Source organism: Paraburkholderia jirisanensis (assembly GCF_054782355.1).
In genome coordinates this window covers 1,047,998-1,065,976 of record NZ_BAAGSQ010000026.1, presented here as the reverse complement: position 1 = coordinate 1,065,976, position 17,979 = coordinate 1,047,998, and the positions used below count along the sequence as shown (strand labels likewise).

Sequence of the window (17,979 nt, the reverse complement as noted above, 5' to 3'; positions counted from 1 at the left end):
AGTGATTGCACATTCGCTATTGGATCTCTGGCAGGGCTTCGGCGTCGCACTCACGCCGCACAACCTGATGTGGTCGTTCTTCGGCGTGCTGGTCGGCAACCTGATCGGCGTGCTGCCCGGCATGGGCGCGCTATCCGCCATCTCGATGCTGTTGCCGCTCACCTATACGATGCAGCCGGTCGCGGCGATCCTGATGCTGGCCGGGATCTTCTACGGCTCGCAGTACGGCGGTGCAATCGGCGCGATTCTGCTGAATCTGCCGTGCCATCCGCCGCATGCGGTGACCTGCCTCGACGGCTATCCGATGACCAAAGCCGGGCGCGGCGGCACGGCACTCGGTATCACGATGATGTCGTCGTTTTTCGCGGCGTCGGTGGGCATTGTCGTGATGGTGTTCGCTTCGCCGCTGCTGGTTAGCGTGTCGTTCAAATTCGGGCCGCCCGAGCTGTTTTCGATCATGCTGCTGGGGCTCGTCGCAGGCGGCACGCTGTCGCGCGGTTCGGCGGTGAAAGGCGTCGCGATGACGGTGTTCGGCTTGCTGATCGGTCTGGTCGGCACCGATGTGAACAGCGGTGTGCAACGCTTCACGTTCGGTCTGGCAGAACTGTCGGATCGCGTCGAACTGGTCGCGCTGGCGCTTGGGCTATTCGGCGTAGCGGAATTCCTGCGCAACGTGAACGGCATGAGCGTGATCGGCAAACCGAAGCTGCGGTTTCGCGACATGCGGCCTAGCCGCGCCGAAATCAAACAGTCGTTCTGGCCGATGGTGCGCGGCACGCTGGTGGGCACGCTGTTCGGTGCGATGCCGGGCACTGGTCCGACCGTCACGACCTTCGTTGCTTACGCGCTGGAAAAGAAGGTGTCGAAGCGCGGCAAGTACTTCGGCCAGGGCGAGCTGGCAGGGGTGGCAAGCCCGGAAGCTGCATCGCATTCGAAAACCCAGGTCGACTTTATCCCGACCATGAGTCTTGGCATTCCCGGCGATTCGGTGATGGCGCTGATTCTCGGCGCACTGCTGATTCAGGGCATTCAGCCCGGGCCGCTGCTGATCACCGAGCACGCGGATCTGTTCTGGGGCTTGATTGCGAGCTTCTGGATCGGCAACCTGATTCTGGTTGGGCTGAACCTGCCGCTGATCGGCGTATGGGTACGCCTGCTGCAGATTCCTTACCGGCTGATGTACCCGGCCGCATTGTTCTTTATAGCGGTAGGCGTGTACAGCACGAACAACAGCCTGTTCGAAGTTGGAGAAGTGCTGGTGTTTGGTCTGATCGGCGTGGTGTTCTCCGTGCTGGAGTTTTCGGTGGCGCCGATCATGCTCGGCTATGTGCTGGGACCGATGGTCGAAGAGAACTTCAGGCGCACGCTACTGCTGTCGCGCGGCGACCTGACGGTGTTCGTCGAGCATCCGATCAGCGCAGCATTTCTCGGCATATCGGCGCTGCTGATCGTCGCGCAAGTGGCATTTGCGATCTGGCGTGCCTGCCGGGCGCGGCAAACCGGTGAAACCACACCGCGCTTCGACGACCTCGGCAATCCCGCCGTGCATTTGGACGATTAGGCTCGACATGCCAATCAACCCGTTTCATAGCGTACAACCGCCCTACGACAAAACGCTGCACGACACGCATGAAGTGCTGGCGATGCTCGACGTCGAGCGCGTCGCGCCGCTGCAGTTTCGCGGCCGCGCCGATGCCGAACGGCCGCGCCTGTTCGGCGGCCTGCTGGTAGCGCAGGCACTGGTGGCGGCAGCGCGCACGACGGCACGCCGTCCGCACGCGCTGCATGCGATCTTTGTCGATGGCGGCAAACAACAGCCGGTCGACTACGCAGTGGAAGTACTGCGCGACGGCGGCACATTCAGTTCGCGGCGCGTGGCTGCGACACAAAACGGCCGGCCGATCTTCCAGATGTTCGTATCGTTCCAGGACGATGAAGACGGTCTCTCGCATCAAGATCCGTTTCCGCTCGACGACGCCGCGCGCAACACCGAACTGATAGCGTGGGGACCACGCTGGAAAGCCGAGGCTCAGCGCATCGGCACCGAGTTCTATCGCGCGCCCCTCGAGTTCTACACCGCGGGCTGGGATCCTTACGAAAATGAAACCCGCGCGGCCGCGCGGCATATCTGGGTGCGTGCCCCCGCGCCGCTCGACCTCGAACGCGGCATGCACGAAGCACTATTCGCGTACGCCTCCGATTACTGCCTGCTGTTCAGCGCATTACAGCCACATGGCGTCGGCCGCTCCGAGCCACGCCTGCAACGCGCCAGCCTCGATCATTCGATCTGGTTTCACCGCGCGTTTCGCACCGATGCATGGCTGCTGCTCGATATGTCGAGCCCGAGCGCATCGGGCGCGCGCGGCCTGAGCGAATCGGCGGTCTACGACCTTGCCGGCGCGCGCGTCGCGACCGTCATGCAGGAAGCGCTAATCCGCCTGCGCTGAGCTAAACTGCCCGGGCGCCGCACCCCCTTCAACTGCACGAGAACGACCATGCCTCGCTTCGCCGCCAATCTCACGATGATGTTTCCTGAAGTGCCGTTCCTCGACCGCTTCGCAGCCGCCGCCAAGGCCGGCTTCAAGGCCGTCGAGTTTCAGTTTCCTTATGCGTTTGCTGCGAGCGACATCAAGCAGCGTCTGGACGACAACGGGCTGACCGCGATTCTGCACAACTTCCCCGCCGGCGACTGGACCGCGGGCGAACGTGGCCTGCCGAGCTTGCCGTCGCGCGCGGCGGATTTCCGCGCGGGCGTGGCAAAAGCGCTCGAGTACGCGACGTATCTTGGAGTCGACCGCCTGAACTGTCTGTCGGGCATTCCGCCCGCGGACGCGGAGCCCGCACTGGTGTGGCGCACGCTGACCGAAAACCTGCGCTATGCCGCGGATGAAGCGGCCAAGGCGAACGTCCGCGTGATGGTGGAAGCATGCAATCGCTACGACATCCCCGGTTTTCTGCTGAACACGTCGGCCACCACGATCAAGGCCATCGACGATGCCGGCGGCACCAATCTCTGGCTGCAGTACGACATCTATCACATGCAACGCAGCGAAGGCGAGCTGGCGGCGACGATCGAACGCCTGCTGCCGCGCATCGGACACATTCAGATTGCCGACAACCCGGGGCGACATCAGCCTGGCACGGGGGAAATCAATTACCCGTTCCTGTTCGCTACGCTCGATCGTATCGGTTACAGCGGATGGGTGGCTGGCGAATATAATCCGCAAGGCGCGACGGAAAGTGGGCTGGGCTGGCTGCACGGGCGCTAGAACGCGCAAGCGTCGCCCCAATCGGAGCGACGTGTGCTGGCGGCCGAAGCGCACACGCGCCAGCACACCCAAAGACCAATCTATCGACTTGCACACCAGATGCAAATACAGGCGGAATCGGGTCACCCCGGGGAATGGGTTGAAAGAATCGTAGCCAGCCTTCTTTCCGCCAACGACAAACACAGCCGAATCGGCGCTGCGCTGCGCATTTTTCTCGCGTTCGGCATCAAGCAGGCATGGGTCTGCCTGTTCGGCGGTCTGATGGTCGCGCTGCTGATCGCCACGCACTTCTGGTATCCGGCGAGTGCGACGCTGCCTCGTTACGATGCGCTGACTATCTCGGCAATCCTGATTCAAATACTGTTGATCGCGTTGCGCCTCGAAACTTGGGATGAAGTTGCGGTCATTCTGCTGTTCCATCTTGCCGGTACCTGCATGGAGCTGTTCAAGACGGCGGTCGGCTCATGGGTGTACCCGGAATTCGCATACCTGCGCATCGGCGGTGTGCCGCTTTTCACCGGCTTTATGTATGCGTCGGTCGGCAGCTACATCACGCGCGCGTGCCGGGGCTTCGATCTGCAGTTTTCCCATCACCCGGGGTTGGCCGCGACCGCGGCGTTATCGGTCGCTATCTACGCCAACTTCTTTTTGCATCACTATCTGCCGGATTTTCGCTATGTGTTGATGGGCTGCACGGCGCTCGCCTTTCGCCGCTGCTGGGTATTTTTCCTGATTGGCCGCACGTATCACCGCATGCCGATGTTGCTGGCCTTCGTGCTGATTGCCACGTTTATCTGGCTAGCAGAGAACGTCGGCACGTTTAGCCATGCGTGGCTGTATCCGAGTCAGCTGCAAGGGTGGGCGATGGTGTCGGTCGCCAAGCTCGGTTCGTGGTTCCTGCTGACCATCATGAGTTACGTGATGGTGACGCTGGTCAATCGACCGCGTGAAATGTAAGACATGCTGCCGGCGGAATCTTGCCTGCCTCCCAGCGTAGCTAAGGTGTCGGCCACTGCGCTCTGGACTCGCTGCATGTCTGATCGAGGATGCTTTGCTTCGGCTCTCCTTGCTGCTTCACCGGGTAATTGAACGGCACGACCGTGTATCTACGCTTTGAGCCGACGGGCAACGGGTCAGTATCGCTTTCCGTATGATCCTTGCGCCACGCGCCAACCGATCTTCCTCCTATAGCGGACACGCTTTTCCCCTTCAGGCTCCCCAACCAGATCGTAAAGGCTTCCGCGTCATCGACCGACTGGAATCCGAGCTGCTCCATTCCCTGACCGGTGTTGACCGCCAGTACTCTCTCCCCGTCAAGGAACACTCTCCAGATCGGGATCCGAGACTCGTCGACGCCGGTCAGCCACGCATGCCTCGCGATTGTCCGCGATGCAACGTACGTCGCGTCGTCGTCATCTTCACGATACGTTTGCTCACCCGTCCCTCCGACATGACGAAGCTCGTAGGTCAAACACGTCGTCGCGCCGAAGCGGATTCCTTTTAGCCCGCTGGCGATGCCTAGCTCGAGGCTCGCGGCTTCGGGCTTGAGTGGTCCGCTTGCCACATCTGTAAGTTTCTGAGTCGTTACAACGAAGGCCTGTGTCAAGTTCCCTGCGTTATCTGCACTCGGAGACAGCTTCAGCTTGACCACCGTCGTTCCGTAGAGCGAGATACCTCTCGCGCCGACTGCAACCACGGATAGATTGCCGTTCATCAAATTTGCCGTCGGCGCCAGAAAGGGCTCGACATTGGTGGACTTCACGTCTGTCTGGTGAGTGGAACTGACCGGCCCCTTCGCGGAACCTTGTACATAACCCGCCAGCGTCAGGTCGAGTTCAGGTTGAAACTGGTTTGTGGTGGATACATCGAGCGTGTCGATGGTCTGGGTGCCCCACGTGGTGGAAGCAGCAGTAATCCCACTGAAAGTCACACCGATATCGGGAATGACCTTGATTGTATAGAACACTACGCGATCCGCAGGATGATATGACGTAGGGTATAGCGTGAAAATCAATGACCTCGATAGACTGGTATGGTCGATTGAGGATCCGGATGGCTTCACATCCTTGCTCAACTCGGCATGAAGCTCGGCCGCCGATTTGGTTTTAGCTGCCAGTGCGCGTATATAGGCCGCTTCCGCGCGTTCGGGTAAATCCTTCATCGCGACACTACCAGCACTGTCTGATGCCGCAGTAGTTGAAGAAACGTCGAGATTGATGGACGGCATGTCGTCCGAGAGTCCACGCTGAGTTGCGTAGCGCCGGTCGGGGGAATTGGCACAAGCCGTCAATGCGGCCACAGCCAACAAACCGATCGCTCGAGTAACTGAAACGCGATTCATTGTTTAGCCCCGGTATATCGCAGCAGGTACGGACGGGTTACCGGGAGCAGACAGATTGGTTAATTGGAGTCTTTTGACAAGCGTGAGTTGCCCAGGATTGATTACCTGCTTGAGCGACACCAGTCTAAAGCTTCGCTGGGCAGCTAGCGCGTCGACACTGTCACTCTCGTTGACTACCTGCATCAATGGTTTTCCGCATGGAAGATCTGAATCGAGAATCAGATAACATGCCATTTCGCCCCCTCTTTATGCTCGGCGTTTTTATGCACCACCCATTTTTCGGCCACTGAAACCGAACAACACTCATTTTGTTACACAGATGGATATTAGATGTTTTTCTTCGCATCAACAATGGGATATTTATATCCACCCCAAGCAATATGAAAGAATACACGAAACGTTTATTCATTCAATGCATAAACCACCATTCTGCGTGTTGACACAAATTTTTAAACCGAATTTACAGACAACCTTCCGCGATGGCTACGCCATTCAGTTACCTACGCTTTAAAAGTGCATATGGTCCGACTGGAATGCGCTGTACATTTTATGCACGATCGACGACCACGCCATGTGTCCTTCATCTGAAGCCCAAAAACCTCGCCGGATTGTCGACCAGCAGTTTGTGCCGCAGCCCTTCATCCGGCACGATGTCCGCAATCAGGTCCGTCAGATCGCCATCGTCAGGCATGGGCCCATGCAGATTCACGTGCGGCCAGTCGCTGCCCCACAGCACGCGTTCGGGTGCATGCGCAGCGACACTGCGCGCGATCGGCAGCGCATCGTGAAACGGCGCGCCCGTTTTCGACAAGCGGTCGGCTCCGCTCAACTTTACCCATACGCGTCCGGTGTCGAGCAGCGCGCGCAGCGCCGCGATTGCCGCGCCATCCGGACCAGCCGCCAGATCGGGTCGCGCCATATGATCGATCACCACCGGCACATCGAGCGTGCGGATGAACGCCGCATACTCGACGATGTCGTTGCCCGCCACATGCAACGCGAGATGCCAGCCGAATGGCTTGATACGCGCCGCAACCGCGCGAATCACGTCGAGATCCGGCGCGCCGCCCAGGTGCGCCAGAAAATGAAAGCGTGCGCCACGCACCCCCGCTTCGTGATATTCGGCGATCGTCTCATCGCTATCCGCCGCACGCACCAACGCCACGCCTCGATAGCGCCCGGCGCCGCCGCGTAGCGCATCGAGCAGCGGCCGGTGATCGTATCCATGCCCCTGGCTTTGCACGATCACACAGCGTTCGAAACCAAAGCGTTGATGCCAGCGGCGCAACGCACTTTCCGGCGCCAGCGGCGGCGTAAAGCTTCGATCATCCGGCAACGGATAGCGGTCGAACGGACCAAAGATATGGCAATGTGCATCGCAGCTGCCCGCCGGCAAACGCAGTGACGGCGTACGCGGATGCTCGAGCGGCGGCGCGGAGATTTTCAGGTTGATCGTCATGTCGTGTTCCTTCATTAACCGCAGCGCACGGTCATGCCGCCGTCGACGACCACTTCCGTGCCCGTCACGAAACGCGCTTCATCCGACGCCAGATATAGCGCGGCATTCGCGGTATCGCGGCCATCGCCCATAAAACCAAGCGGAATACGCGCCAGCCGCTGCGCGAGCAATGCATCGACATCGCCGCCGGCGCGCTGCCCAGCGAGGCGCGCTTCGACCATCGGCGTATGGAGTTGCCCCGGCACCACAGTGTTCACGCGAATCCCCTTCGCTGCATATTCAACCGCCACCACACGCGACAACTGGATCACGCCAGCCTTCGACGCCGCATACGCCACCTGCGCGGCACCGGTAAAGCGGATACCCGACGTCGACGCGGTATTGACGATCGCGCCGCCGCCCTGCCGCTCCATTACCGGCAGCACGTGCTTGCAGGTCAGGTACACACTCTTCAGGTTCAGCGCGATCTGCGCATCCCAATGTTCTTCGTCGAGTTCGACCGGGCCACCTCGCGCCGAGCCACCGACGTTGTTGACAAGGATGTCAACGCGACCGTACCGCGCTACACATTCATCGACCATACGCGCGACGGACGCACTATCGGTCACGTCGCACACGGCAGTCGCAATGTCGCCGCCCAGCGTGCGCACGCGTTCGACGGTTTCCTCCATCGCCGCCAGATCGCGATCTACTGCATAGATTTTCGCGCCCTCTTCGGCAAACCGCACCGCAACGGCGCGGCCATTGCCCCAGCCGGGCCCGACGCAGCCCGCGCCGGTGACGATCGCCACCTTGTTGTCGAGTCTTTTGCTTGCAGTCGCGCTCACCGTCACGCTCCGAGTTCGCTTGCCGCACCGGCGGGCGGCGCAACCTGAAAGACGTTGATCGTCATCGAGATCAACGTGTAATAGCCGGCCACGCCAGTCAGATCGATCACGCCCGCTTCGCCCAGTTGTTTGACCGCGTCGGCATAGGTCGCATCCGACACCTTGCGATCGCGGTGCAGTTCGGTGAGGAATCGATAAACAGCTGCTTCGTCTTCATGCGCGAAGGCCGGCACCGCATGCGTGCGGATCGCTTCTGCGACATCCGCGCTAACGCCCGCCTGCAGCGCGATCGGTTTATGTGCGTACCACTCGTATTCCGAGCCCCAGATGCGCGCGATGACCAGAATCGCGAGTTCCGACAGCCGCGGTTCGAGCGACGTCTCGTAGCGGCAATACCGTCCAAGCGCCTGTGCGTTCTGCGCCAGTTGCGGACGGTGCAGCCAGACCGCCAGCGGGCCGCGCACGCCTTGGCGAGGCCCGCTGGCGATCGTGTCGTAGACGCTGCGTTGGTCAGGCGTCATCTGCCCGGGGTCGAGATCGGCGATTCTTTTCATCGGTGTTTCCCTGTTACATGACGATAGTCGTGGTGCGCCGCGTGAAACCCTGGACGCTGCGCGCCGGCGACGCTATTTCGAAGAAGACTCATGCGAAGCGAGCGCCGCATGTGAAGCGGTAGCATGCACAGTCGCTGCGTGCTCGCCAACTGCAAGCGCATGCGGCTCGTTCTGCCCTTTAACGTAAGCACGGAATCGCGCAGCATCGAACGCCCCTTCCCAGCGCGCCAGCGCAAATACCGCAACCGTGTTGCCGATAATATTGGTCCACGCAGTCACTGGCGCCATCAAACGATCGATGCCAAACATCAGCGCCAGCCCGGAAAGCGGCAGCACGCGCAGCGATTCCATCGTCGCAGCGAGTTTGATGAACGCACCGCCTGCCACCGTCGTGCCGCCCTTCGACGTCAGCATCAGCACGCCGATTAGCGCGATTTGCTGCATCAGCGAAAACGGCGTGTCGGTGGCCTGTGCGATAAAGCCAACCGACATCGCCATATAAATACCGGTGCCGTCCAGATTGAAGCTGTAGCCAGCCGGCAGCACGAAGCCCACCACCATTTCATCGCAGCCCGCGTACTGCAGCTTCTGCACGAGGCGCGGAAACACCACCTCGCCGGACGCGGTGCCGAGCACCAGCAGCATCTCTTCGCGGATCATGCGCAGCACCGCGAAAATCGAAATGCCGCAGCTTGCGCAGATGCCTCCGAACACGATCAGCACAAACGCAACCGACCCTGCGTAATAGAGCAACACCAGCTTCAACAGATACAGCAGCGTCTCGCCGCCATAACTGCCAACAGCGGCTGCCATCGCGCCAAACGCACCGAGCGGCGCGAGACGCATGATGAAGCCGAGAATCGTGAACAGCACGCGCTGCGCTTCGCCGACGCCGCGCAGCAGCAACGAATCACGTCCCACCGCGAGGTTCAGCGCGATGCCCGACAAAATCGCGATCAGCAGCACCTGCAGGATGTTGCCGCTCGCAAACGGACCGATCAGCGTGGGCGGCACGATGCCCAGCAGAAAGTCGGCCACGTTCATATGCGCGGCGCTTTGCGCATACTGCGTAATCCGCGCGTTGCCCGCCAGATGGGTGGCGTGCAAACCGAGGCCCGGCTTGAACAGATTGACGAGCAGCAAGCCGGCCATGAAGCCGAGTGTGCTGACCACTTCGAAATAAAGCAGCGTCTTCGCGCCCAGCCTGCCGAGCCGTTTCATGTCCTGCGCATGCGACAGGCCATGCACTACCGTACAAAAAACGATCGGCGCGAGCAGCATGCGCAGCAGGCCGATGAACCCATCGCCGAGCGGCTTCAACGAAACGGCCACGCCAGGCGCCCAGCAGCCGAGCATCACCGCGAGGATCAGTGCGATCAGCACCTGCACGTGAAGCTTCCTGAGTTGCCTCATCGATGTCTCCACCTGTCCGGTTCGTTTTATACCGCGCAGTGCAGCGCTGCGCTGTGCGGTCGTTGCGCGCTCAACCACGCATACATCAAGCCTTCAATAACCGCTGCGCTGGTACGGCGCGTACAGATTGAAATTCGCAATGCTGGCGCCGCCTGGCCGGCCGATCGATGCAGCAAGCTCAGCAGCGCTCACGGGTGCGGCGAATGCGGCGCACGTCCACAGCGCGCCGCTGGATTCGACGAACGACCGTAGTTGCAGCAGATCTTCACGCCTGGCAAGCGACTCGCGCAACGCAGCGGCAATGCCACGCGCTCGTGTCAGATCGTGCGTCGGTTCTGTACCGATCACCAGCAAACGGCATGTCTCGGATGCAGCGTGCTGTTCGCGCGCCTGTTCCGCATCGACGGCGAGCGCCACCACCCGCGTGCGCCCTACCGTGCGCGGCAGAATGCGACGGCTCCACGGCGTTGCATGCGCGCCGGATACCGCGCGATACGCATCGCTTTGCAGCGCGTGGATCGTTTCGAGGTCGTAAAGCGCCATCCAGCGCGGCCAGCCGTCGAGACACACCCAGCGCGAGCCGCTGCGAAAACCGGGTAGCGCGCAACGCTGCGGGAAATGCTCGGTGTCGTACCAGTCGTTGAATTCCTCTTCGAGCGACGCCGGCGGCTCCATCGACACCATCAGCATGGCGGCTTCGTCAGATGCACTCATACGCTGTGCTCCGCAATGAAGGCGGCGATGCGCGCAGCCACCGCGGCGGGCTGTTGTACCGCGAGCAGATGGCCGGCCGATGCGACTACTTCGAATGTCGCGCCATGCACCTGCTGTGCCTGCGCGGCAATTCGCGCGGGTGGGCGTTGCACGTCGAACTCGCCGGCAAGGAACAGACAAGGGCAAACAATCGACCGCAACCCAGGCAACAGATCGATGCTACCCAGCGCGCGGTTCGCATACGCATAACCATGCGGATCGCTGGCGACAAAGCGCGCGCGATAAGCATCGAAGGCTGCCTGATTGCCGTTGCGCAAATGCGCGGGCCACGAGTTGCCGAGCGTCGTATCGGCAATCGCCGTCATGCCGTCGCGCACCGCGGTTTCGGAGCGCTCGAGCAGATAGTGCAGGCGCGCCGGGTCCACATCGAGAGCCGGCGCGCATAACACGAGGCCCGCCACGCGCTGCGGATAGCGCATTGCAAAATCGACCGCCACGGCCGCGCCCGCCGCCGCCGCGACCAGCCAGCAGGCACGCGGCCATTCGAGCGCAGCGAGCAACCCGCCCAGATCGTCGACCTGCTCGGCGAGCGTATAAGGCTCGCGCACCGGCGGCGCCGCGCCTTGACCACGCTGGTCGTAGCGCAGCACGCGCAGCGCCGGCGCCAGCCGCAGCGCGACTTCGTCCCAGCTCGCGAGGCTGCCGCCCAGTTCGTGAATCAGCACCGCGTGCGCCGTGCCAGCGCCTTCGAGGCGGTAACGCATACCGCCGGGTACACCGTCGTGCCATGCCGGATCGCTATCTGTGAGCGCCGGCGTGTCGATACCATTGGACAATGAGTTCAAGTAAGCCTGTCTCCGTTTCCCGATACTTTGCGCGCCGCCGCCCAGGTTTGACAAAAACCTTTTTTCGATGGGAATCGATGCCGCCGCGGCATACGAGAGCCGGCACGCCGATCGTTTCATGCTGCTCACCAGACTTTTACATTTAATCGCACACGATCTAATCGAGAGCGCTTGACAGCATCCGGCGATCACGTATTATTCGGCTCATGCGATTACATCGCATCCGATACAAACCGTAGCCACCCGGCACTTGCCGGAACGCAACACAACCGCAGATCGGCCTGCTCCGTGTGCGACGCGCCGATACATCGACACCTTTTCAGGAGATTTAAAAATGAGCAAACGTCTGATCGCCGCCGCCCTCGTCGCTATCGGTGCAGCAGTTGCAGCGCCCGCGTTCGCCAGCGGCTACGGCCCCGCGCCGGCCTATCGTCCGGACGCCGGCGCGCCGGCTTCGCAACGCGGCCAGAGCGCTGCAACGCTGCAAGCGGACAACGACGCTACCGATGCCAACGCAAGCAACGGCGCAGTAGGCGGCGTGCACGACAATTCATCGCAAGCGGGCACCCGCGTGCAGTTCGGCACGAGCCACACGATCTTCGCGCATCACTGAACGCCGCGCGCGCCTATCGGGCGCGCCGGGCCTCACTGAACCTGATATCTGCAAACTGGAGCTCACGATGTCCCAATCCGACAAGACGCTTTACACCGGCAAAACCCGCACGACCGGCGGCCGCGATGGCGCTTCGCGCAGCACTGATGGTCTGCTCGACATCAAGCTGTCGCCGCCGGGCAGCCATGCCGGCGGCACCAACCCCGAGCAGTTGTTCGCGGCAGGCTGGTCTGCGTGTTTCATCGGAGCGCTGGGGCTGGCTGCTGCCGACAAGAAGATCAAGCTGCCGGCGGACACCGCGGTAGACGCCGAGATCGATCTGAACAAGGACGACAGCGGTTACTTCCTGCAAGCGCGGTTGAATGTGAGCCTGCCGGGCGTGGCACGCGATGTCGCGCAACAGCTGGTGGAAGCCGCGCATCAGACTTGCCCGTATTCGAAGGCAACACGCGGCAATATCAGCGTGCAGATCGCGCTGGTTTGAAGCACATTGCAGGCGCACTGCCGAGCCGCGTACGCACGCACGCTCCACGCTGCACGCTCCGGCAGTGCGCCGGCGCTGCCCTCGAGCAACGTCGAAGCTACGCGATGCGCTGCATATAAGCCGGCAGTTCCGGCTCGGGCAATACCGCCATCACTTTCAGGCGCTGCAGCGTGCGCTTCTGCCCCGCGCGCAGATGATCGGCCAGCAACTGCGCGGCGGCATCGATATCGCCGCGTAATAACTGCTCGAGCACCGCGCGGTGTTCGAGCAGCATCGCGCGTTCGGGGTGCAACTTGAACGCCTCGTAAAACGCATGATTGACCGTCAACGGCAAATGCGCGCGGCCGATCGTCTCGAGCAGTTTGCGGTTCGGCGCGTAATGCAGGAAATCCGCATGCAGCGTCATCTCGAGCCGATAGAGGGCGGCCGCATCGATGGAATCGGGATCGGCAATCGCCTGCTCCAGTTCGACGCTCGCCGCTTGCAGATGCGCGTCAGGCAACACGCGCGCCGCCGCTGTCAGCGCGGCCGGCTCGAGCAGGATGCGCAGCTCGTAGTCTTCGCCGACTGCACGCGCGGTCAATGGCCCACACAGCCAGTGCGAATACGCGGACTTCTCGACCAGCCCAAGATCGCGCAAGCGACTCAAGGCCTCGCGCACGGTACCGCGGCTCACACCGAAGCTCTGCGCCGCATGGCTTTCGTCGATACGGAAATGGCCAAACACGATGCCAAGCGAAATGGCGGCTTCGAGTTCTTCGTAAATGCGCTCACTATGCGAGCGCGTATCGAGCGGTTGCGGCGGCTCTTCAAAACCGAGCGCAGCCTCCGATAGCGGCAAGCGCACCGGCGCCGCCGCGCTGCCATCAGGTCGCGCCGCAAGATAGCCGCGCCCGTCGAAGGTATGCAGCAAACCGCCCGCATGCAGCATCTCGAAGGCCTTGCGCACCGGCTCGCGGCTCGTGCCGAAAATGCGTGCCACCGGCCCTTCGAGCAGCACGAGGCCTGGCGTGATGCGCCCCAGCGCAATCGCACTCTTCAATTGATCGTGAATCAGCCGGTAGCGCAGCCGCGCGTCGCTGCCGGCCAGACTCTGCTGTGCACGGCCGGCCGCCGCGGCTTTGACTACAGGGGTGGCGCTTGCGCGTCTTGTCATCGTCATGGCAACGGTACGCTCAGGACCGCATGAATTCGGTCCAGCGGCGCACCAGGTAGTTGTGCTCGTCCATCACCGAATTCCATACGGCAATCCGGCTCATGCGTGAGGTGTAGCTGCCGCCGTCGCGCTGCTGGCCGACATGCACCAGATGCTTGCGCGTCGGTCCCGGCAGTTCGGCCGGAGCGGGCGCACCATCGTACCAGTACGCCCATTCGGCGTCGCTCATGCAGGCCCGCGTGCGTTCCGGGTTCGCGATGTAGTAGCCCTGGCGCGCCATCGTCGCGCCGGCCCAGCCGTCCATCCACCAGTTCAGATATTCATAGGCCGCATCCAGTACGCGGCCGTGCGCGAGCCGCGAAATCGACATGCCGCCGAACCACGCGCGATAGCCCTCCTTCGGGCAAGCCAGCCTGAAACGCAGGCCCGCGCGCTCCAGTTCGACTGCGGCCGGCGACCAGATGCTCTGGATCACCACACGTTGTGCAATCGCCAGTTGCGCGGCATCGGCGAAGCTCGACCAGAAGCCGGCGAAATGGCCGCGCCGCTTGAATTCGATCAACGTGCCGATCAGCGCGTCGATTTCCTCGATGCTCAGGTTGCCGATGTCGGCGAAGCTCATCAACCCGCTGGCCTGCACCGCGAGCGCGGCATCGATTGCGCCGATCGCTGCGTCCGCCTGCAGCGCGACGCGGCCCGCGAGTTCGGGCGCGAGCAGCCAGGCCCAGCTTTCTTCGCCTGACAGCAGCGTGTCGGGCAGTTCGTCGGGCAGGTACACGAAGCTGTCCGCGTTGTGCGTGAGCGGCAGCATGCTGATCAACTCGCCCGGGGCACTGCCGAGCGAGCCGTCTGCCTGTACGTAAAGGCGTTCTGCCGGGACGCTGCCGGCGTTCATGCTCGCACCGCTACCGATCGGTCCGCGGCGTCCGGTGCGCGGTAACGCGTTGACTTCGTCCCAGCGCGCAATGCGCCGCACGTCGATCGGCTGCAAGGCGCGCGCCGGCCATAGACAGTCGATGCTGTGAAACCACTGGTCGTAGAGGTCGTAGCTATCCGGCCGCATCACGCCGTCACGCTGCACGTCGGAGCCGTCCGCGACGATAAAGCGCAGGCGGATGCCGAGATCGTGCTCGGCCTGCTTGCGGATATGCTCCTGCAACGTGACCGACGTACCGAGCACGCGCAACTCGACCTTCGAGCGATGCACGGACGGCGCTTGCGGCGCGCTTGCGTTGCGCTCGGCGGTACGCTGGATGGAACGCGTGGAATTCAACGGGCGGATTCGGCTGGTTGAAGAGTTCGGCAAAAGCGCTGCCATGAACGGGCCACTGCAGCACGCGTCAGACCGGACGTGATGAATACGAGGCGCGCGGTGCGGTTCGCATCCGGCCAGGCGTCCAGATGCAGCACCGGATGAACCAGATGATGCACCGCGTGCACGACCACCGGCTGCTGAGTGCCGACAATCGCCAGCAGGCCTTTCACGCGCAGGATGTTATCACCGTGACGGTTCAGCAGTAGCGTGAACCATAGCGTGAAAACCGGCCATTCCACCGGAGCATCGAATTCGATGCAGAAGGAGGCGATGTTGTCGAGATGGTGGGCATCGCCCGGTGGCGGCACCGCAAGTGGCGCGGCATGAACCGCGCGCTGTTGCGATTGCGTGCGCGCCTGCCCAGCTTCAGCTTCAAACCGGCGCGCCGCGTTGCCTGCCCGCGTAGCGATCGTGCCGAGATCGGGCACCGTCTGCGCTGCAGCGAACAGGTGCGCCGCATCGTCTGCGGCACTACGCAGCGCGATCTGCGCAGCCGGGTTGATCTGCAGCAACTGCGCGTGCAATTCATCCAATGCCGCGGCGTCGGCCAGATCCGCCTTGCTGATCACGATACGATCCGCCGCGCTCACCTGCGCGAGCCACTCCGGATGACGCACACGTTGATAGTCCGCCTGTACCGCATCGACCACCGTCACGGTCGCATTCAGCACATAGTGATGGGCGACCAGCGGATCGGCGAGCAGCGTCGCGATGATCGGCGCGGGCGTCGCGAGCCCTGTGGTTTCCAGCACGACGCGCGAAAACGGCGGCAGTTCGCCACGCGCGCGGCGCGAGAACAGCGACGCAAGCGCGTCCTTCAGATCGGAGCGGATCGCACAGCACACGCAGCCGTTGTCGAGCAGCACGGTCTGCGCATCGATTGCGCCAAGCAGCAGATGATCGAGCCCGACCTCGCCGAACTCGTTGACGAGCACCGCCGTATCGCGCGCCGCGGCGCCATGCAGCACATCCGCAAGCAGCGTCGATTTACCGCTGCCGAGAAAACCCGTGACGATGGTCACCGGAATCACGTCGTACGCGAGGCTCATGAGCGGGCCTGCGCGTTTGCACCCGCATTTGCACCATCTATCGCGCCCTCAGCGCCTTCATCTTCATCGATGAACAGCGTCAACGGATCGAGCGGCCGGCCGAGCATTTTTTCCGCGGCCTGCCAGACCTGCATCAGGTCGCCCGCCATCTCACGCGCGCCGGTCGGCGACGACACCACGAACGACTGTCCGTGGAAATCGTCCAGGCGCAAGCGAAACAACCCCAGCACCCGGTTCGCATGCGCGACCTGCACGAGACGCTGCCTGCGCGCATTGGCGCCCGCACCGGGCGCGACCGTGTTGGACCAATGGCGTCCGCCACCGAGCAAGCCGCACATGCCGCACATATTCCACCTCTTCGTTCAGGGCATCACATCGCCCGAGTTCGGCCCGAGCGTCTGGCCGACGAACAGATTGCCGCCCGGATCGGACGCGAGCAGCAACGCCGTAGGCGCAACTTCTTCCGCAAGACCGAAGCGGCGCAGCGGCAGTTCCGCCGACTTCGCCGCCTTCCACTCGGCGCTGATACCGTCGACCAGCGGCGTTTCGATCGGGCCGGGCGCAATCGCATTGACCAGCACATTGTGCGGCGCGGCCTCGAGCGCCAGCGACTTGGTAAAGCCTATCACCCCGGCCTTCGCCGCCGAGTAATGGCACAACTCCGCGCCGCCCTTGATACCCAGTTGCGACGCGATATTGATCACCCTGCCCCAGCGCTGCGCGATCATCGAAGGCAGCGCGCGGCGCGTACACAAGAATACGCTGCGCAGATCGACGCGCATCATCTCGTCCCACATCTGGGTGGTCAGTTCGGTGCAGCGTGCCTGGGTCAGCATACCCGCATTGTTGACCAGCACGTCGATCCCGCCGAAGCTGTCGATACAGCGCGCGACGATCGCATCGGCCCCCGCTTCTTCGCCGACGTCCGCCTGCACGGTTTCCACCACGACGCCGAGCGCACGGCATGCGTCGGCCTGTTGCGCGAGACGCCCGGCGTGCAGATCGGCGAGCACCAGACGCGCGCCGGCAGCCGCATAGGCCAGCGCAATCGCCGCGCCGATACCGCTCGCAGCACCCGTGACGACCGCACGGCGGCCGTCGAGCGAAAACGGTGAAGTCATTTTGTCGTTCCTGTCATGAATTCACGATTGCATGGTCGCGCGATCGTGCCGTGCGTCAACTCGGCCAGCGCACCGTCAGCCCGCCATCGGCGATGATCGACTGGCCGGTGATGTACGAGGCTTCGTCGCTGGTCAGAAAGCGGATCAGCGCTGCGATTTCGTCCGGGCGCCCGACACGTTGTAGCGGAATGCTGCGCGCTGCGTCGCGCAGGCCTTGCGGCCCGAGCGAATTGACCGCGTCGAGCGACTGCGGCGTTTCGATCAGCCCGGGAATCACCGCGTTACAGCGGATATTGCGCGGCGCAAGTTCCATCGCTACGGCGCGGCACAAACCAGGCACGCCTGCTTTCGCAGCCGAATAGTGCGTATGGTTCTCCCAGCCATAGACGCCGCCTGCAATCGACGACACCGCCACCAGCGCGCCGCCGTCCTTCATCAGGCGCGCGGCCGCGCGAAACGTGCGCATCACGCCGGACAGATCGACGTCGAGCATCTCGTGCCATTGCTCGTCGCGCATTTCGGTGAGCGGCGCGGCGCGCAGCAGCCCCGCATTCGCCACCGCGTAATCGATGCTGCCGAAGCGTTCGATGGCCACCTGTGCGAATGCATCGACCTGTACCGCCGATGTCACATCGACCGGCTGCATTACACATTGCCCACCCGCCTCGCGCACCGCGCGTTCGGTTATGGCGGGATCGTGCGGGTCGCCCGGCAGAAATCCGCCGACTATCGCGATGCCGCTCTTCGCATACGCAACGGCAAGCGCCTGCCCGATACCGCTGGCCGCGCCGGTCACGATGGCTACTTTCATGGCTCAAT

Annotated in this window: 19 protein-coding genes; 6 read left to right on the top strand and 13 right to left on the bottom strand. The window is 62.7% G+C overall.

The annotated features are described in order from the left end of the window. Position 1 precedes the first annotated feature (1 nt). From ACYVNQ_RS21080 to ACYVNQ_RS21065, 4 genes are all read left to right on the top strand, one after another. On the top strand, positions 2-1,561 hold the full coding sequence (locus ACYVNQ_RS21080; RefSeq protein ID WP_460904519.1) for a tripartite tricarboxylate transporter permease: 1,560 nt from the start codon (positions 2-4) through the stop codon (positions 1,559-1,561). A 7-nt stretch (positions 1,562-1,568) separates the two neighbouring features. Then, the gene (locus ACYVNQ_RS21075) at positions 1,569-2,447 is read left to right on the top strand and encodes an acyl-CoA thioesterase (RefSeq protein ID WP_460904518.1); all 879 of its coding nucleotides are present in this window, start codon (positions 1,569-1,571) and stop codon (positions 2,445-2,447) included. A gap of 48 nt (positions 2,448-2,495) precedes the next feature. Beyond that, on the top strand, positions 2,496-3,269 hold the full coding sequence (gene hyi / locus ACYVNQ_RS21070; RefSeq protein WP_460904517.1) for a hydroxypyruvate isomerase: 774 nt from the start codon (positions 2,496-2,498) through the stop codon (positions 3,267-3,269). A gap of 99 nt (positions 3,270-3,368) precedes the next feature. After that, complete coding sequence (locus ACYVNQ_RS21065) at positions 3,369-4,226, top strand: DUF817 domain-containing protein (RefSeq protein WP_460904516.1); 858 nt, start codon at positions 3,369-3,371, stop codon at positions 4,224-4,226. Positions 4,227-4,266: 40 nt separating this feature from the next. Here ACYVNQ_RS21065 and ACYVNQ_RS21060 read toward each other — a convergent pair whose 3' ends face one another. The 7 genes from ACYVNQ_RS21060 to ACYVNQ_RS21030 all read right to left on the bottom strand — a co-directional run bounded on the left by ACYVNQ_RS21060 (position 4,267) and on the right by ACYVNQ_RS21030 (position 11,422). Further along, the gene (locus ACYVNQ_RS21060; protein ID WP_460904515.1) at positions 4,267-5,610 is read right to left on the bottom strand and encodes a hypothetical protein; all 1,344 of its coding nucleotides are present in this window, start codon (positions 5,608-5,610) and stop codon (positions 4,267-4,269) included. Positions 5,611-6,190: 580 nt separating this feature from the next. Further along, entirely contained in the window at positions 6,191-7,069 is an 879-nt protein-coding gene (locus tag ACYVNQ_RS21055; protein WP_460904514.1) for an amidohydrolase family protein, read from the bottom strand. A 14-nt stretch (positions 7,070-7,083) separates the two neighbouring features. Further along, positions 7,084-7,896 carry an SDR family NAD(P)-dependent oxidoreductase gene (locus tag ACYVNQ_RS21050; RefSeq protein ID WP_460904513.1) on the bottom strand — a complete coding sequence of 271 codons (813 nt, stop codon included), beginning with the start codon at positions 7,894-7,896 and terminating at the stop codon, positions 7,084-7,086. A 2-nt stretch (positions 7,897-7,898) separates the two neighbouring features. Further along, entirely contained in the window at positions 7,899-8,450 is a 552-nt protein-coding gene (locus ACYVNQ_RS21045) for a carboxymuconolactone decarboxylase family protein (protein WP_460904512.1), read from the bottom strand. A 72-nt stretch (positions 8,451-8,522) separates the two neighbouring features. Then, the gene (locus ACYVNQ_RS21040; protein ID WP_460904511.1) at positions 8,523-9,863 is read right to left on the bottom strand and encodes a cation:dicarboxylate symporter family transporter; all 1,341 of its coding nucleotides are present in this window, start codon (positions 9,861-9,863) and stop codon (positions 8,523-8,525) included. Positions 9,864-9,956: 93 nt separating this feature from the next. Then, positions 9,957-10,577 carry a hypothetical protein gene (locus ACYVNQ_RS21035; RefSeq protein ID WP_460904509.1) on the bottom strand — a complete coding sequence of 207 codons (621 nt, stop codon included), beginning with the start codon at positions 10,575-10,577 and terminating at the stop codon, positions 9,957-9,959. Then, a complete protein-coding gene (locus ACYVNQ_RS21030; protein ID WP_460904508.1) occupies positions 10,574-11,422 on the bottom strand; it encodes an alpha/beta fold hydrolase in 849 nt (282 codons plus the stop codon). The genes ACYVNQ_RS21035 and ACYVNQ_RS21030 overlap by 4 nt, the downstream gene beginning before the upstream one ends. Before the next feature lie 334 nt (positions 11,423-11,756). Between ACYVNQ_RS21030 and ACYVNQ_RS21025 the strand changes: the two genes are divergently transcribed. Together ACYVNQ_RS21025 and ACYVNQ_RS21020 are read left to right on the top strand one after the other, a co-directional pair. Further along, complete coding sequence (locus ACYVNQ_RS21025; protein ID WP_460904507.1) at positions 11,757-12,035, top strand: hypothetical protein; 279 nt, start codon at positions 11,757-11,759, stop codon at positions 12,033-12,035. Positions 12,036-12,102: 67 nt separating this feature from the next. Next, the gene (locus tag ACYVNQ_RS21020) at positions 12,103-12,519 is read left to right on the top strand and encodes an organic hydroperoxide resistance protein (RefSeq protein ID WP_460904506.1); all 417 of its coding nucleotides are present in this window, start codon (positions 12,103-12,105) and stop codon (positions 12,517-12,519) included. A gap of 97 nt (positions 12,520-12,616) precedes the next feature. Here ACYVNQ_RS21020 and ACYVNQ_RS21015 read toward each other — a convergent pair whose 3' ends face one another. The 6 genes from ACYVNQ_RS21015 to ACYVNQ_RS20990 form a co-directional block, all read right to left on the bottom strand. After that, positions 12,617-13,681: a GntR family transcriptional regulator gene (locus tag ACYVNQ_RS21015; protein ID WP_460904505.1), complete on the bottom strand. Its 1,065-nt coding sequence runs from the start codon at positions 13,679-13,681 to the stop codon at positions 12,617-12,619. Between the two features lie 13 nt (positions 13,682-13,694). Next, positions 13,695-14,882: an ABC transporter substrate-binding protein gene (locus tag ACYVNQ_RS21010; RefSeq protein ID WP_460904974.1), complete on the bottom strand. Its 1,188-nt coding sequence runs from the start codon at positions 14,880-14,882 to the stop codon at positions 13,695-13,697. Positions 14,883-14,944: 62 nt separating this feature from the next. Then, positions 14,945-16,039 (bottom strand): CobW family GTP-binding protein, encoded by a 1,095-nt coding sequence (locus ACYVNQ_RS21005; RefSeq protein ID WP_460904504.1) that lies wholly within the window; start codon positions 16,037-16,039, stop codon positions 14,945-14,947. Beyond that, positions 16,036-16,377: a hypothetical protein gene (locus ACYVNQ_RS21000; protein ID WP_460904503.1), complete on the bottom strand. Its 342-nt coding sequence runs from the start codon at positions 16,375-16,377 to the stop codon at positions 16,036-16,038. Before ACYVNQ_RS21000 ends, ACYVNQ_RS21005 begins: the two co-directional genes overlap by 4 nt. Positions 16,378-16,401: 24 nt before the next feature. Further along, positions 16,402-17,160 (bottom strand): SDR family NAD(P)-dependent oxidoreductase, encoded by a 759-nt coding sequence (locus ACYVNQ_RS20995; protein WP_460904502.1) that lies wholly within the window; start codon positions 17,158-17,160, stop codon positions 16,402-16,404. Between the two features lie 55 nt (positions 17,161-17,215). Continuing rightward, on the bottom strand, positions 17,216-17,971 hold the full coding sequence (locus ACYVNQ_RS20990; protein WP_460904501.1) for an SDR family NAD(P)-dependent oxidoreductase: 756 nt from the start codon (positions 17,969-17,971) through the stop codon (positions 17,216-17,218). Positions 17,972-17,979 lie beyond the last annotated feature (8 nt).

Coding starts and splice junctions, on each gene's coding strand:
- ACYVNQ_RS21075 (WP_460904518.1), top strand. CDS start 1,569: ATGCCAATCAACCCGTTTCATAGCGTACAACCGCCCTACGACAAAACG.
- hyi (WP_460904517.1), top strand. CDS start 2,496: ATGCCTCGCTTCGCCGCCAATCTCACGATGATGTTTCCTGAAGTGCCG.
- ACYVNQ_RS21065 (WP_460904516.1), top strand. CDS start 3,369: ATGCAAATACAGGCGGAATCGGGTCACCCCGGGGAATGGGTTGAAAGA.
- ACYVNQ_RS21060 (WP_460904515.1), bottom strand. CDS start 5,610: ATGAATCGCGTTTCAGTTACTCGAGCGATCGGTTTGTTGGCTGTGGCC.
- ACYVNQ_RS21055 (WP_460904514.1), bottom strand. CDS start 7,069: ATGACGATCAACCTGAAAATCTCCGCGCCGCCGCTCGAGCATCCGCGT.
- ACYVNQ_RS21045 (WP_460904512.1), bottom strand. CDS start 8,450: ATGAAAAGAATCGCCGATCTCGACCCCGGGCAGATGACGCCTGACCAA.
- ACYVNQ_RS21040 (WP_460904511.1), bottom strand. CDS start 9,863: ATGAGGCAACTCAGGAAGCTTCACGTGCAGGTGCTGATCGCACTGATC.
- ACYVNQ_RS21035 (WP_460904509.1), bottom strand. CDS start 10,577: ATGAGTGCATCTGACGAAGCCGCCATGCTGATGGTGTCGATGGAGCCG.
- ACYVNQ_RS21025 (WP_460904507.1), top strand. CDS start 11,757: ATGAGCAAACGTCTGATCGCCGCCGCCCTCGTCGCTATCGGTGCAGCA.
- ACYVNQ_RS21020 (WP_460904506.1), top strand. CDS start 12,103: ATGTCCCAATCCGACAAGACGCTTTACACCGGCAAAACCCGCACGACC.
- ACYVNQ_RS21015 (WP_460904505.1), bottom strand. CDS start 13,681: ATGACGATGACAAGACGCGCAAGCGCCACCCCTGTAGTCAAAGCCGCG.
- ACYVNQ_RS21005 (WP_460904504.1), bottom strand. CDS start 16,039: ATGAGCCTCGCGTACGACGTGATTCCGGTGACCATCGTCACGGGTTTT.
- ACYVNQ_RS21000 (WP_460904503.1), bottom strand. CDS start 16,377: ATGTGCGGCTTGCTCGGTGGCGGACGCCATTGGTCCAACACGGTCGCG.
- ACYVNQ_RS20995 (WP_460904502.1), bottom strand. CDS start 17,160: ATGACTTCACCGTTTTCGCTCGACGGCCGCCGTGCGGTCGTCACGGGT.
- ACYVNQ_RS20990 (WP_460904501.1), bottom strand. CDS start 17,971: ATGAAAGTAGCCATCGTGACCGGCGCGGCCAGCGGTATCGGGCAGGCG.